We start from the raw sequence: 13,301 nt of genomic DNA, 5'->3' as shown, positions 1-13,301 counted from the left end.
GGCAATGAAGCAAATAAAGTCTGCTGTGGTGCTCTGTGCACTAATGAGTTCTCCGATGTTGGCGGCTGAGCCGCTGGCGCTAAGTCAGCGTGTTGAAAGCCAGGCCATCGATGCCGCTAAGCGCTCGCAAGATACTATCGACCAAAGCTCCGATCGCGCCTTCGAGTTGCAGCGCGAGATCGAGATTCTGATGCAAGAAGTGGAGAGCTTGGAGGTTTACCGCGATCACCTAAGCCGGATGATCGACAGCCAGCAGTTGGAAATCGACAGCTTTCACCAGCAGCTTGATGAGATTGGCGCAACCCGCCAAGGCGTGGTGCCGTTGATGTACCGCATGCTAGCGGCCTTAGAGACGCACATCGAAAACGACCGCCCAATTCGCCCGGCGGCTCGTGCGCAGCGCCTGGAACAGCTTAACGCGATGATGGCACAAGCCGATGTGAGTGATGCCGAGAAGTATCGCCGTATCCTTGAGGCCTATCAGATTGAGCTGGATTACGGCAGCAAGCTCGGTAGCTATCAAGGTGAGCTGGAAGTCGCTGGCGAGCGCTTGCAGGTTGAACAGCTTTACTTAGGGCGCGCGGTATTGCTCGCTCGCAGCCTCGATCAGCAGCAACACTGGACCTGGGACCAAGCGAGCGGTCAGTGGCAAGCCATGGACCGCGCCGCAGGGCTTAAGGCCGACCAAGCCTACGCACTGGCGCGCCAAACCGCTGCGCCAAGCTTGCTGGAACTGCCAGTAAGCCTGAAGGAGGCGCAGCAATGATCTTTAAGCGAGCCTCTAAAGCCATCGCAAGCCTAGCACTTAGTGCTGTATTGGCCTTGCCTGCCGTCGCCGATAGCGACACAGATCTAAACGCCCAGCAACAAGCCGAAGCGCTACTAAAAACCACCGAGCAAGCCGCTCGTCAAACCGGCCAACAGAACAAACAGCGTGAACAAGGCTTTGCCAAGAGCGAAGCAGAATTGCAAGCCCAGTTAGATGCGCTACAAGCGCGCCAACAAGCGTTGGAAACCGAAACTGACCAGCTCTCTGAGCAGTTCAGTGCTAACGAGCAACGCTTAGCCGAGCTGGAGCAAAAACTGCAGCTAGAAACCGGCAGCCTAGGCGAGCTGTTTGGTGTGGTTCGCCAAGCCGCGCGTGAGCTGCAGGTCGAGGTGCATGATGCTATCACCAGTATCGAGCGCCCCGAGCAAAGCCAGTTACTCGACGAGATTGTGGCTGCCCGCGCATTGCCTTCATTGGCGCAATTGGAAGGGTTATGGCAGTTATTTGAGCGGCAGATCGAAGCCTCGCAGCAGCTATCTAGAGTGTGGGTGGTGGTCGCGAACGGTAGTGGCGAGCTTAGCAAAGACCGAGCCTATCGAGTGGGTTCTTTCGCCTTGGTTGGCCAGCAAGGCTTTTTAGATTGGGATGCGAATCAGCAGATCGCCAAGGTGTTGCCACGCCAACCCCAGTCGTGGCCAAAACAGGCTGAGCTTGAGCAGGTTACTCAGCAGCCAGTAAGTATGACGCTCGACCCAAGTCGCGGCGAACTGCTGCGTCAGTTAGGTGATACCCCAACCCTACAAGACCGGGTTCGCCAAGGCGGGGTAGTCGGCAAGATTATTCTCGCCTTGTTGGCCAGCGGCCTGTTGATTGCTGGCTATCGCGGCGTGCGCCTACTGGTGGCGCGTCGCCAGATCACTCAACAGCTCAAAACGCCCGAGCAGCCAGGGAATAACCCACTTGGTCGTATCCTGAAGGTGTATCACGAAGAGCAAGCCCCCAACGTGGAAGCCTTAGAGCTGCGCCTGCTGGAAGCTGTGATGGACGAGCAGCAGTCGCTGGAGCGTGGCCTGTCGATGCTCAAGCTGATGGCAGCGCTGGCCCCGATGCTTGGCCTGCTGGGTACCGTGACCGGTATGATTGATACCTTCCAGGTGATTACCCAGTTTGGTAACGCCGATCCTCGGGTGATGGCGGGCGGTATCTCGATGGCGCTGATTACCACTGTGCTTGGTCTGGTGGCGGCCATGCCACTGCTGCTGGCGCACAACCTGTTGAGCTCGCAAGCTGAAGGGGTGCGCAGCATCCTTGAGAAACAGGGCATTGGCTTGGTGGCAGCGCGCGCGGAGCAAGGCCTGCGTGGTGAGCATGAACTAGATCATGAGGCTAATGCTTAATGGACCTGCTTGTTGCTTGGCTCAGTCTGCCAGCGATAACCAACCTTAGCCAGTTTATGCATTTGGGCGGCCCGGTACTGTGGTGGCTGGCAGCCTTAGTGCTGGTGTTTTGGTGTCTCGCCTTTGAGCGGATCATCTACCTGTGGTGGCAGTTTCCTCGCCAGCAGCAACAATGGCTGAGCGCTTGGCGCAAGCGCAGTGACCACCTGAGTTGGTATGCTCGAGCCCAGCGGGACGCCGCGCTGGATGAAGCGCACCGAGCGCTGTTCAAACATGTCAGCGTGCTGAAGGTGATTGTGGCGCTGTTCCCGATGCTGGGGCTGCTCGGCACCGTAACCGGGATGATCTCGGTGTTTGATGTATTGGCCACCCAAGGCTCGGCGCAGCCGCGTTTGATGGCGTCTGGGATCTCGATGGCCACCTTGCCGACCATGGCCGGTATGGTGGCAGCGCTGGCCGGTATGTTCAGTTATTCACGCATTCAGCGCTGGGCCGATGCCCGCGAGCTGCATCTCGAAAAGCTAATGCGTAGTGAAAACGATGCGCGTCCTGCGAACGCAGAACTCGCTCAATCCAATCAAGAGAGGAACGAGAAATGAGGCTTGGCCAACGTCGTCGTATTCAAGATGAGGCCCAGGTCGATATGACCTCGATGCTCGATATCGTCTTTATCATGTTGATCTTCTTCATCGTCACCAGCTCGTTTGTGCGCGAGTCAGGGGTGGAGGTGAATCGCCCGGAGGCTAGCCATTCGGTGAGCCAAAAAGACGCGGGGATCTTTATTGCAGTTACCGCCAATAACGACATCTACATCGACAAGCGTTTGGTGGATGTGGAGCGGGTGCAGGCTAACCTGGAACGTTTGCTGTTGGAGCAGCCCGATCCCTCGTTGGTGATTCAAGCGGATTCATTCGCTTTTAATGGCACGGTCGTCGCGGTAATGGATGCCGCCAAGGGCGCAGGCATCAGCAAGATCGCCTTGGCCACGGAGCAGCCCTAATGGGACGCTTGTTGCTTGCCCTGCCACTAGCGACAGTCAGCTGTTTGGGACTGTTTGTGTTTATGTCCTGGATGGTGGATTTTGGGCGTGAAGGGGCACCAGAGCAGCTGGCGCCCGTGCGCTTTGACATGTTTATGATTGAGAACGAGCAAGCCTTGCAACGCCGTCAGCGCAGCGTGCCCGATCGCCCAGAGCCACCGATGACCCCGCCTGAGCCTCAGTCGGTCACCACCAGCATCAATCAGCAAGTGGCGCAATCAGCGATGCCTGACCTTCCATCCTTGGCGATGGATGCTGGCGTAAGTGGCTTAGCGATATCGTTGCCACCGGTGGCGGCAGTGGCGCAGAACCAGCAAGTGATGCCGTTGCAGCGCATTGAGCCGCGCTACCCACAGCGGGCGCTACAGCGCAATGTTGAGGGCTATGTAGTGCTGTCTTTCACCATCGATGAAAAAGGCTCGCCGACAGATATTCAGATTACTGAATCTGAACCGGGTAGGATTTTTGATCGCGAAGCGATCCGTGCCTTAGAGCGTTGGAAGTATCAACCCATGGTGGTGGATGGCGTAGCAACGCCACGGGTAGGCCAAACGGTGAAGTTGGAGTTTAAGATTCAGGCATGATTCAGTTAGTGACTCTTTATGTACGCCGCCAAGTTGCTCAGATTGCGATGTTGGTTGGGGCTTTACTGTTTGGCGCGAGTGTTTCGTTGCCATCACAGGCCAGCGAGTTAGCGGCCCCCGTGGCCAGAGCGGTGCATCGTGCGTATGAGCTAAATCAAGATGAAAAGCTCGACGAAGCGCTCAAGGTACTGGAAAGCTTGGCCCCCAGTCGCCAATACGACCAAGCATATGTACAACGCATGTTGGGCATTTTTTACTGGCAAGCGGAAAAGCCAGAGCAAGCTGCCGCGAGTTTGAAATTGGCAGCCGATGCGGGCGTGCTGGAAGGGGCAACCCAGCAGCAAACCTTGCAAGCCTTAGCAGATATCAGCCTGAATAATCGCGCTTACTCGCAAGCTGAGCGCTCCTATCAAGCACTGCTCGCTTGGCAAGGCGAGCCGGTGCCGACTCGCGAGCAACGCGCTAACTGGCAGTTGCGCCTGACCCAGGTGTTTTATCAGCAGGAAAAATGGAAAGCCTTACTCGCCAGTGTCGACGCCTACGAAACGCTGGTGGATTCACCAGACGATATCGCGCTGAACATGCGCCTGAATGCACAGATGCAACTCTCTCACTGGAAAGGGGCGCTCCAAACCTCGCAACGCTTGTTGGCTCGTCATCCCGATGAGATTGTATGGTGGCAGCAGCAAACCAGCCTCTATTTGCGGCTAAAGCAACCTAAGGCCGCGCTAGCTAGCTTGCAACAGATGGACCGGGCCGGGCACACACTTAGCGAACAAGAGCTGCGAAGCCTGAGTCAGCTCTACGCCAACCAGCGGATCCCCGAGCAGGCCGCCAAGGTGCTGGCTCGTTTGCCAGACGCTGACAGCGATATCGAATTGATCGTGAGCCAAGCGCGCTATTGGCAGCAGGCCCGTGAATGGGACAAGGCCTTGGCGTTTTGGCAGCGCGCCAGTGATAAGGACGTTAGCTACGCCTGGGACTATGGCCGTTTGCTGGCCCAGCAGAATCATTATCAGCAAGCGCTTGCTGCCTTAGAACGATTGCCAGAGCCGACAGCAGAGCAACTGCTGGCCAAGGTGCAGGTACTGTTCCGGCTGGAGCATTTTGAATCGGCCAAAAGCGTGGCCGAGCAGGCCCATCGGCTCAAGCCTTCGGACTCCTCTGCGAGCTGGCTGCAGTATCTGAGCAGCCTGGGTCACTAAGTTTTTCCAAACGCCCATCTATTTACTATTCTGTCATTATCAGCCCAGCCATGCTGGGCTGACCTTTTTTCAGCGAACCGCGTTAAGGAGAACAGGATGTTTTCATTGGGGACCCGCAAGATTGAATCCGCTCTGCAAGATATAGTGAACGACCAGCCGGTGAATCCGTCCTCCTCTAGTGACGGGCGAATGGCTGGGCTGTTGGGCGAGATCCAAGCCAAGTTTCAGCGTCTGCAACAGCAGCTTAGCTCCACGCAAGACCACCAAGAGCAGCTCGAGCTTTATCAAAACCACGCCGGTGTAGGGCTGTGGGATTGTGTCATTATCGATGCCGACGCGCTGCATCCGCAGAGCCGCTGGACTTGGTCAAACGAGTTCCGCCGCTTACTCGGTTACCGGGATGAAGCGGACTTTCCCAATCGGGTAGATAGCTGGTCTTCGCTGCTACATCCCGATGATGTGGATGCCACCGTTAACGCCTTTAAGGCGCATGTGGCCGATCGCTCTGGCACGGTGGCCTACGACATTAGCTACCGCTGCATGCACAAGACTTTGGGTTGGCGTTGGTATCGGGCGGTGGGCGGCACCAAGCGAGATGCGCTGGGCACGCCTCTGCGGGTCGCAGGCTCGTTGATCGACATAGACGAAGCCAAGACCCAAGAGTTAGAGATGCAGGCGGTGCGTCAGCATCAAGCTGAGATGATCGAGGCCGTCAGAGCCGGTATTGCCGAGGTTAATCACACCGCCGGTGAGATCCAGGGGCAAACCAGCGAGCTACAGCAGCGCGCCAGTAATGCCCAGCAAAAAGCCGAGCAGGGGGCCAGCTCGTTGGAGCAGATGCAGGCGCTGTTTAATATCGTTGCGACCATCAGCCAAGGCATCGACCAAGAAGTGGTGGAGATCCAAGGCATCGCCAATCAGACTAATCTGCTGGCACTCAATGCCACTATTGAAGCGGCCAGAGCCGGTGAGGCGGGGCGCGGTTTCTCGGTGGTGGCGGAGCAGGTGAAGGTGCTGGCCAATACCTCCTCAGAAGCGGCAGAGAAGATCACCGGGCAGGTGGCCGAGGTGATGGACGAACTGGGTAAATCTAAGGTCGCCATCGATGCGCTGCTTAGCACCATGGTTGAAACGGTGGAAACTGCCGAAGCCACCAAGAGCGGCATGAACAGCGTGGCCGGGCAGCTTGATATTCAGCATCAAGCGCTGGGCGAGCTGATGGAGCAGGTGCACAGTTAGCGCGTTGTGTTCCGCCTAGCCGCCGCGGTGTAGCCAACATGGCATTCGCACCTCGGCGGGCCGGCAAAGAAAATGGCGGAAACGAAGAGATTCGAACTCTTGGGGCGCAATGCGCCCAACTCCTTAGCAGGGAGTCACCTTCGACCACTCGGCCACGTTTCCAAATTTGGCGCCCACTCAAGGATTCGAACCTTGGACCCGGGGATTAGAAATCCCTTGCGCTATCCACTGCGCTTTCTGTTGCAAAGGGCGGGCTGATAAAAGAAAACGGCTTATCAGTTCCCCAATAAGCCGCTTATCGCAAAGAGTGTTGGGGACGATCCCCTCGTATCAAGAAGATCTAAGCCTGTCTGTGAGTCGACTACTCAACACGCGACTCGCCCTGAGATGTGGGTGAGTACAATCAAGCATGTAGGTGGTGGTTGAGTGCGTCATAACAAGTGCCTGGTTCGCTGTTGCTTCGTCTGAATGTGTTTTTACCTTAGATACCAAGAACACGCTCTGTCAAGCGGTATCATGAAATTAAATTCAATAAAAACAATAATTTAAGGTTATTTTGGGTGAGTGATTCCCTACCGAGAGAAAGGCATAAAAAAAGCTTCTTGGTTCCCCAAAAAGCCTCTTCACGCGCAGCTTAGAATGACCTTTCGGGGAGGCCCCCGAAATAGCCGAAGACCTAGTGATTCAAACTGAACCTTCTACTACTGAAAGCATCGGCAATAGCAAACCCGCAAGTTGGCCAAGCGTTGAGGTTGCGATTCAGTGGGTAGGTCATGCTGTTTCCTTGGTTGGCGTGATTGCCTGAGACTCACTATAGCGAGAGTCGTTCAAAAAAGCAGCTTGTTTCAATGCCATAGAAAATGAATCTAGCGAAAACGAATCTGTGATACCGACTGCAACTTTGCATCTACGCCAGTGCGGAGGCAGCGAGATTTGTTGCTGCGCAATAACTGTATATCCGCTCCCTGATATCTATTGATAACGATGCCTGCCGTTTGGCATCGGATCAGCAGACAAGGAGTGCACAAGGATGGTCATTAAAGTATTCGCTGTAAGTGTCATGGTGGTAGGCCTAAGGTTTCGTGAGCTGCTTGCCGCTATTACCCCGCCACTGCTGATCTTGATGCTGTGCTGGTTGCCCTCGGTGATGGGCTTTCAGTACCCGTTCTTCGTATGGGTTCAATCTCTGGTAGGCAGTATCTACGCGCCCGCCGTGCTGTTCGTGAATTGCGCCTGCTTGCTGCTCGGTTTGTCGCAGCCGACCTTACGCGCTAACCAAGGGCTATATATACGCGCCGCGCTGATTATGGTGCTCTACTCCCTGATGTCGGTGGCGGTGACCATCCCGGTTGCAGGCGTGTTAGCAGGCTCTGGGCTGGCCGAGGTACTTTACTGGGGCAAAGGCCAAGGCCTGACCGTACTAAGCGGCCTATTCACCCGTAGCGTAATGTTCCCCTTGCTGCTCACCGTGCCCTATTTAGTGGAACACGGCGATATCGATAACGAACAAGTAAAACGGATGATCTACGCCTACCTATTGCCACTGTGGGGCATCGGCCTGTGCTTTGAGGCCGGGCGTTTGCTGTTAGGTGTGCTGGCTCCTGAGGCCAGTAACCCCTCAATGAAAGTGTTGGCGGTATTCGTTAACCACCTGTTTTCCAGCTTTAGCGCACTGTTGGTCGGAGCGGCTTATCTTGGGGTGAAGAAGGGTGCAGCGCTAGAGCAGGGGAGTTCGGATAAGGTGTGAGTTGACACCGGCTCGCTTTACCCACTCTGCAACCAGCGTTTGGCCGCTCCCATACCACGGATGCGCTGCTGCTGATGACAGGCCTTATAGCGCAGCAGGCTGGTATCTCGCCCCACAACTGCACCAAAGTGCTGCTCAAGGCCTGTGGTTAACTGCAACCAGCACTCACTGTCGATGCTCAGGCGCTGCAGAATAGGACTGGTCGCTGGGTCGATGGCACCGCGCTTGTCTTCGCGAATCACCCGTCCGGTCATATCGACTAAGGACAGGTAGTCGGCAAGGGCAAAAGGCAGACCATCAGGCATATCGCGTCGCGGATTGCCCACAAATGGACACAGGGATTTAGGCTGCTTGCCTTCTCTGGCCAGCTCAATGCGTCGCTTCACACTGGTATGGGCAGAGGTCTCAGGGGTGGTAGCTATCTTGGCCCGAATTGGGTTTAAGTCTACATAGGCCATACAGGCGGCTAAAGCGGCTTCATCCAAGAGTGCCTGAGACTTAAATCGTCCCTCCCAAAAGCGCCCGGTGCAGTTATCTTCCTTGTTTGCCTGACGGGCAATAGTTTCGTTAAGGTGGCGCATAAACCAACTGATATCAAACAGGCGCTGGCGATATACCTCGGCGGTTTCCTCAGCCGTAGCCTGCTGAGCGCTATCCATAGCCGCGCGTTTCTCGGGGTCCACATAGCGCTGCGTGAGCAACGTCCCTTTGTGCAATTGATGCCAGCGCGCCAACACCTCCTCAATTGACCAACCTAGCGCCCTTGCTTGGTTTACATGCAGGACCACATGACTGTGGTTGCTCATCACCGCATAGGCACACACCTCAATGGAAAAGACCTCGGCTAAGCGCACCAACTGCTCTTCAACCCACTGACGCCGGTGCTCATAACTTTGCCCAGTTACCGCATCTTCGCCACATAGATAAGCGCGTCGCACGCAGCGCGAGATGCAGTGATAATAGGGCGTATCCGACAAACTGACTTGCTGGTTTCTAGCGCGAGGCATGGCAATCACTCGATGATTAAGGCTTTCACCAAGCGTAGAAGAAGGAGAGGAATTCTTCCATTATTATGGGTGTCTTATTAGCTTATTCACGGTTTTCCCTTGGTTAAACAGTATCCCCAAGCTAATGGAGGGTTACTGGACAGCTACTGCTTATTTGAAGTTATTATGGATGTCCTTTTTATTCCCAAAGTTATTATGGATGTCCTTTTTATTTTTTTATTTTATTATGGATGTCCTTTTTATTTTTTAGGCCGGTGGGACACTCTTATGCCTGTAACAACAGTTGTTCTCGATAATAAGCTCTTTATTCTTTATCGCTTCATTAAGCATTCTGAGTAATGAAAATTGCAACTGATGTCTAAGTGAATTATTACAAGGGCACTCGTCTTGATGGTCGACTCGCTTCCAGACATTATGATTATTTTTGTAGACCCAGCCAACATTAGTGCCCACACCAGTAACAACATTACTTGGATGAGAGACAACTAACCCAGATACCGAAATATACCCATCTTCATCAACTGAAACATGTATTCCTTTCTCATAAATATATTCCTCTTGCACCTCCACTATTTTCACTAAGCCATCAATCTCAACAACAAAGTCACCATGCCTTTTGAGAGCGTCACTAACAAGACCTAAATCAAATTCTTCATTGGTATTAGCATAATATGAGATTTGCGGGAGTTTATAAAAAGTCAGTCCCTTAAATGGATTGTCCGAATCATTTCTATTATCAGAAACCCAGAAATTTTCGTATAGAGTAACATTTGGAGGAAGATGTTTTATAAAGTTATCTTCATAATCTGGGATTTCCAAGCCTCTTCGAAACGTAGATATCGGGCTATCTACATTCATTTTTTCCCACGGCAAACTTAAAAGTGTTTTTAATACAAAGTCTTTATCGCTTGATGGGAATACATCCGAGACATCGTGTATTGAATTTTTGTCACAATAGTCTTTCAACACACTGCTCGGAACTTCAATGTGTGACGCAATAACTTGAGGGGGCAGCCGGTCATTCAAGTTCCCAACTAAACACGCTTGCTGAGCATCGAATCTAAGCCTTCCTTCATTGCCCTGCATTAAAGTGAGATCATGAATTTTAATACCCAAGGTATCTAATGCTAAACAATCGATTATATAGATATGACCGTTTCCTTTAGATTGACTATATTTGGCATCTTTGTGAACCAGCCATACTGGGTTCTCATGTATGTCTTCACTCATATGAATAGACTTAGATTCTTCATATGCATTTGATGCAAACCAACATGCTATTGAAGAAGACTTAGTTAAATCTACAAAGAATGATCTCCAACCATAATGTTGCAGTATTGCTTGAGACAACTCTAAGTCTATATCAAAGTAGTCGACGCCAGAGTAACCACGAATCATCGCTTTAGCATAATGAGTCCACTTGAACATAACATCAGGAATACAGCCATGTCTGCTGAAAGATGTAGGAATATTTGTGTGTCCTTTACAATCCACAAAATGCTTTACTTGTCCGCGATATAAGTAACCCTTCTTATACTTTGAAAAATGAGCCTCTAACTCATTTACGTTTTTAATAAAAGTAGTCATAACACTCCATTTCGCCGGCCTAACAGATAATTCCATACATCACCCTAATGACTCTAAAGTTAACATCTCCAATATTACCGTTCAATCAGGCAGTTAGCAGATTCATCAATTTACTAGCCTGCGCGAAAGGTGGATCGGTCATGCGGATACATGGAAACGGCAAGGGCAGGGTTTATAACCCGTGGTTTTGCAGGTATCTCTAACACGCTTTAGGGCAGAACCAATCTAGAGCCAATGCTCTGCTCTTGTCACTCAACGTAAGACCGTCAAACACCGGAACTCTAACCCTAGGCGTTTTATTGCCTCAACCGCTTCCTAAAAAACAACTTACTATGCCCAAGATGAAACTCAGGCAGCTCTGCAAACTGCTGATAACCCAGTTGTCGATAAAACTCAGGGGCTTGAAAGGCGAGGGTGGTGAGATAGCAATGTTTGCAGCCACGCTTGATGGCTTCTTGTTCTAGGCGAGTAACAAGGTTGCGGCCGATCCCTTGTCCGCGTTGTTGTTCATTTACCCACAAGCCAGTGATATAGAGCCAACCTGAGATGTTGTAGTGCGCGCGAATGCCCGCGATTAGCTCAGCTTGCTCGTTCCTAACCACTAAGGCTAAAGGGCGATTGTTGGTGCTGCTGCCAACCATTGCGACATTGTGCTCGTCCAAGCCGTCGCCAATTCGCTCTAAATCAGCGTGGCTAGGAGAATCTTCACAGCTTATCTGGAACGGGCGAGTTTGCAGGTCACTATGGCTCATTTGGGGAACTGATAACTCCTTGCAATCTCCACCACCTCTACCCGGTAGTCTTTATACCAACTGGCTTGGCCTTGCTGTTGGGCGTGTTGGTGGCGTGGGTCTTCTCGCCAGCGGCGAATATCTTGCTGGTTTTGCCAGTAGGAGATGGCGATCTCTTGGTCGCCTTCGGTGATGGCGACAAACTCGAGGCAGCCGTATTCGTTAATGGCGATCTCGCGCATTGCTTGCGCGGTGTCGAAGTAGCTCTGGTCTTGCTCGCCTACCGTGGCGCGAAAGATAACGGCATACATGGGGGACATTCCTTTGTGTCTTAGAAAAACGATGCTAAATCAGGTGCCTATAACTCTCAACCGTTGGTTTTCTCATGGGTATCAGCAATCTGCAATTTCGTTCAATACCCGCTGTGGCTTGGTCGCTAAGCTGGGGGCTTGTTGTGATAACTGAGATGGCGTTATGTGGGTATTTGCATCGATGGTGGCCTTTGGCTTGGTGGGGGCGGCGACACCCGGGCCGGTGAATCTGATAGCGGCCAGTAATGCGGTGGGCTATGGCTATCGTGGGACCTTACGCTTTGTTGCTGGGGCGAGCGTTGCCTACGCGTTGGTGGTGGCGTGCTCTGCCAGTGCGCTGGAGCTGATTGGTCAGCAGCTGCCGATGCTGACGTTTTGGCTAAGGCTGGCGGGCGCTGGGCTGCTGCTGTATATGGCGTGGCAGATCTTTCAAAGCGCTCAGCTCGATGAGTCGGCAAAACAGCAGATGCAGGCGGGATTTTGGCAAGGTGCGTTGCTGCAGGTGCGTAACCCTAAGGCGTGGACAGTGGCTGCATCCGGGGTTAGCCTGTTTGTATTGGGTAGAGAGCCTGCGGTTGTTTACGCGGCGGCGTTTACCCTTATCTCGCTGACTGTGTGCTTTATGGGAGTGTCGGTATGGGCGGGCGCCGGGCATTGGCTGCGCCCTTATCTGAGCCGCCGCGAGTATTACCGGCAGTTTAGTCGGGCCAGTGCGCTGCTGTTGGCATCGCTGGTAGTGGTGATGATACATGGCGAGTTTTTGCCAAACTAAATCGCAGCGCATTACTCATAAATGACAGCCCATGTTCAACAAGGTTGATGAACCACAGCTCAAGGAGGGCAAGCATGAAGCCGGACAAACATAGCCACTTTCAGCGCAGCGCTTGCCTACCTCAGGTTGAGTTGCGGGTGAGCCGCGATTCGTCGGCCTGCTATCAGGCGCATACTCACGATGAGTTCTCATTCGGCGCGATTGATAAAGGGGCGGCCTCCTACAGGAATCAACGCATCAGCTATCAAACCGGTCGGGGCGATTTGGTGACCATTAACCCCGGCGATGTGCATGCTTGCAACCCAGAGCGGGGAGCTTGGTCCTATCGGATGGTGTTTGTCGATTCACTATGGCTCGGCAAGGCCCAGAGTGAGGCAGGGCTGAGCGCGCAGGATTATCTGTGCTTTGCCCAAGACCAGCTGCGCTCAAGGCAGTCACTAAATGACTTTAATCGCTTATTCGTACAGTTAGCCGATAGCGATGGGGCGCTGGATGCCGAGAGTCAGCTATTGGATTTTGTGTTGCAGTTGAGCACCGGCGCCCAGCGTTTGCCCGCGCTTAACCGCGCGCCTGAGCAAAGCTTACTGCGGGTGCGTGAACAGTTGCTGGACCAGCTCGATAGCCGTTTGTCCTTGGCGGAGCTGGCTGAAGAGGCCCAACTCAGCCGCTATCAACTACTGCGCAGCTTTGCCCGCCACTATGGTTTGTCGCCCGCGGCGATGCAGATGGATGCCCGTATCAATCAGGCTAAGCAGCTACTGCGTAGTGGTAGTTCGCTGGCCGAGACGGCCGTTAGTCTGGGATTTGCCGATCAGGCCCACTTTCAACGGCACTTCAAGAAACGGGTGGCGCTCACTCCCGGGCAATATCAGGCGGGTGTGGCCTCGGGGCGTTAACTCTTAAGCCTGCGTGC

The 13,301-nt window shown here is 53.3% G+C and carries 14 protein-coding genes and 2 tRNA genes; 10 read left to right on the top strand and 6 right to left on the bottom strand.

What is annotated here, in order from left to right; all coding sequences use genetic code 11:
- Nucleotides 1-4: 4 nt before the first annotated feature.
- The 7 genes from G462_RS0101455 (at nucleotide 5) to G462_RS24730 (ending at nucleotide 6,233) form a co-directional block, all read left to right on the top strand.
- Nucleotides 5-766, top strand: coding sequence for a DUF3450 domain-containing protein (locus G462_RS0101455; protein ID WP_026957400.1), 762 nt, complete (start codon nucleotides 5-7; stop codon nucleotides 764-766).
- A complete protein-coding gene (locus G462_RS21420) occupies nucleotides 763-2,166 on the top strand; it encodes a MotA/TolQ/ExbB proton channel family protein (RefSeq protein WP_051326447.1) in 1,404 nt (467 codons plus the stop codon). Before G462_RS0101455 ends, G462_RS21420 begins: the two co-directional genes overlap by 4 nt.
- Nucleotides 2,166-2,765: a MotA/TolQ/ExbB proton channel family protein gene (locus G462_RS21415; RefSeq protein ID WP_051326446.1), complete on the top strand. Its 600-nt coding sequence runs from the start codon at nucleotides 2,166-2,168 to the stop codon at nucleotides 2,763-2,765. The genes G462_RS21420 and G462_RS21415 overlap by 1 nt, the downstream gene beginning before the upstream one ends.
- The gene (locus tag G462_RS0101440; protein ID WP_026957399.1) at nucleotides 2,762-3,166 is read left to right on the top strand and encodes an ExbD/TolR family protein; all 405 of its coding nucleotides are present in this window, start codon (nucleotides 2,762-2,764) and stop codon (nucleotides 3,164-3,166) included. Before G462_RS21415 ends, G462_RS0101440 begins: the two co-directional genes overlap by 4 nt.
- Nucleotides 3,166-3,789 (top strand): energy transducer TonB, encoded by a 624-nt coding sequence (locus tag G462_RS0101435; protein ID WP_026957398.1) that lies wholly within the window; start codon nucleotides 3,166-3,168, stop codon nucleotides 3,787-3,789. Before G462_RS0101440 ends, G462_RS0101435 begins: the two co-directional genes overlap by 1 nt.
- On the top strand, nucleotides 3,786-4,994 hold the full coding sequence (locus G462_RS0101430; protein WP_051326445.1) for a tetratricopeptide repeat protein: 1,209 nt from the start codon (nucleotides 3,786-3,788) through the stop codon (nucleotides 4,992-4,994). The genes G462_RS0101435 and G462_RS0101430 overlap by 4 nt, the downstream gene beginning before the upstream one ends.
- Nucleotides 4,995-5,090: 96 nt before the next feature.
- Nucleotides 5,091-6,233 (top strand): methyl-accepting chemotaxis protein, encoded by a 1,143-nt coding sequence (locus G462_RS24730; protein ID WP_051326444.1) that lies wholly within the window; start codon nucleotides 5,091-5,093, stop codon nucleotides 6,231-6,233.
- 73 nt (nucleotides 6,234-6,306) lie between these two features.
- Here the strand turns inward: G462_RS24730 and G462_RS0101420 are convergent.
- Nucleotides 6,307-6,395: transfer RNA gene (locus G462_RS0101420), tRNA-Ser, on the bottom strand.
- Nucleotides 6,396-6,400: 5 nt separating this feature from the next.
- A tRNA-Arg gene (locus G462_RS0101415) sits at nucleotides 6,401-6,468 on the bottom strand.
- A 795-nt stretch (nucleotides 6,469-7,263) separates the two neighbouring features.
- Between G462_RS0101415 and G462_RS0101410 the strand changes: the two genes are divergently transcribed.
- On the top strand, nucleotides 7,264-7,980 hold the full coding sequence (locus G462_RS0101410; protein ID WP_026957396.1) for a hypothetical protein: 717 nt from the start codon (nucleotides 7,264-7,266) through the stop codon (nucleotides 7,978-7,980).
- A 17-nt stretch (nucleotides 7,981-7,997) separates the two neighbouring features.
- Here G462_RS0101410 and G462_RS0101405 read toward each other — a convergent pair whose 3' ends face one another.
- From G462_RS0101405 to G462_RS0101390, 4 genes are all read right to left on the bottom strand, one after another.
- A complete protein-coding gene (locus G462_RS0101405) occupies nucleotides 7,998-8,987 on the bottom strand; it encodes a transposase (protein WP_026957395.1) in 990 nt (329 codons plus the stop codon).
- A gap of 246 nt (nucleotides 8,988-9,233) precedes the next feature.
- On the bottom strand, nucleotides 9,234-10,574 hold the full coding sequence (locus tag G462_RS0101400) for a hypothetical protein (protein WP_026957394.1): 1,341 nt from the start codon (nucleotides 10,572-10,574) through the stop codon (nucleotides 9,234-9,236).
- Nucleotides 10,575-10,870: 296 nt separating this feature from the next.
- Nucleotides 10,871-11,326, bottom strand: a complete 456-nt coding sequence (locus G462_RS0101395) for a GNAT family N-acetyltransferase (RefSeq protein WP_026957393.1) — start codon at nucleotides 11,324-11,326, stop codon at nucleotides 10,871-10,873.
- Nucleotides 11,323-11,616 (bottom strand): antibiotic biosynthesis monooxygenase family protein, encoded by a 294-nt coding sequence (locus G462_RS0101390; RefSeq protein ID WP_026957392.1) that lies wholly within the window; start codon nucleotides 11,614-11,616, stop codon nucleotides 11,323-11,325. Before G462_RS0101390 ends, G462_RS0101395 begins: the two co-directional genes overlap by 4 nt.
- Before the next feature lie 163 nt (nucleotides 11,617-11,779).
- Here G462_RS0101390 and G462_RS0101385 point away from each other — a divergent pair, with 163 nt between their 5' ends.
- Both G462_RS0101385 and G462_RS0101380 read left to right on the top strand, forming a co-directional pair.
- Nucleotides 11,780-12,388, top strand: a complete 609-nt coding sequence (locus G462_RS0101385) for a LysE family translocator (protein WP_026957391.1) — start codon at nucleotides 11,780-11,782, stop codon at nucleotides 12,386-12,388.
- Between the two features lie 74 nt (nucleotides 12,389-12,462).
- On the top strand, nucleotides 12,463-13,284 hold the full coding sequence (locus G462_RS0101380; protein WP_026957390.1) for a helix-turn-helix domain-containing protein: 822 nt from the start codon (nucleotides 12,463-12,465) through the stop codon (nucleotides 13,282-13,284).
- Nucleotides 13,285-13,301 lie beyond the last annotated feature (17 nt).

The organism is Aliagarivorans taiwanensis DSM 22990, assembly GCF_000429505.1.
GTDB lineage: Bacteria > Pseudomonadota > Gammaproteobacteria > Enterobacterales > Celerinatantimonadaceae > Aliagarivorans > Aliagarivorans taiwanensis.
This window is presented reverse-complemented; position numbering and strand designations above follow the sequence as displayed.

Coding starts and splice junctions, on each gene's coding strand:
- G462_RS0101455 (WP_026957400.1), top strand. CDS start 5: ATGAAGCAAATAAAGTCTGCTGTGGTGCTCTGTGCACTAATGAGTTCT.
- G462_RS21420 (WP_051326447.1), top strand. CDS start 763: ATGATCTTTAAGCGAGCCTCTAAAGCCATCGCAAGCCTAGCACTTAGT.
- G462_RS21415 (WP_051326446.1), top strand. CDS start 2,166: ATGGACCTGCTTGTTGCTTGGCTCAGTCTGCCAGCGATAACCAACCTT.
- G462_RS0101440 (WP_026957399.1), top strand. CDS start 2,762: ATGAGGCTTGGCCAACGTCGTCGTATTCAAGATGAGGCCCAGGTCGAT.
- G462_RS0101435 (WP_026957398.1), top strand. CDS start 3,166: ATGGGACGCTTGTTGCTTGCCCTGCCACTAGCGACAGTCAGCTGTTTG.
- G462_RS0101430 (WP_051326445.1), top strand. CDS start 3,786: ATGATTCAGTTAGTGACTCTTTATGTACGCCGCCAAGTTGCTCAGATT.
- G462_RS24730 (WP_051326444.1), top strand. CDS start 5,091: ATGTTTTCATTGGGGACCCGCAAGATTGAATCCGCTCTGCAAGATATA.
- G462_RS0101410 (WP_026957396.1), top strand. CDS start 7,264: ATGGTCATTAAAGTATTCGCTGTAAGTGTCATGGTGGTAGGCCTAAGG.
- G462_RS0101405 (WP_026957395.1), bottom strand. CDS start 8,987: ATGCCTCGCGCTAGAAACCAGCAAGTCAGTTTGTCGGATACGCCCTAT.
- G462_RS0101400 (WP_026957394.1), bottom strand. CDS start 10,574: ATGACTACTTTTATTAAAAACGTAAATGAGTTAGAGGCTCATTTTTCA.
- G462_RS0101395 (WP_026957393.1), bottom strand. CDS start 11,326: ATGAGCCATAGTGACCTGCAAACTCGCCCGTTCCAGATAAGCTGTGAA.
- G462_RS0101390 (WP_026957392.1), bottom strand. CDS start 11,616: ATGTATGCCGTTATCTTTCGCGCCACGGTAGGCGAGCAAGACCAGAGC.
- G462_RS0101385 (WP_026957391.1), top strand. CDS start 11,780: ATGTGGGTATTTGCATCGATGGTGGCCTTTGGCTTGGTGGGGGCGGCG.
- G462_RS0101380 (WP_026957390.1), top strand. CDS start 12,463: ATGAAGCCGGACAAACATAGCCACTTTCAGCGCAGCGCTTGCCTACCT.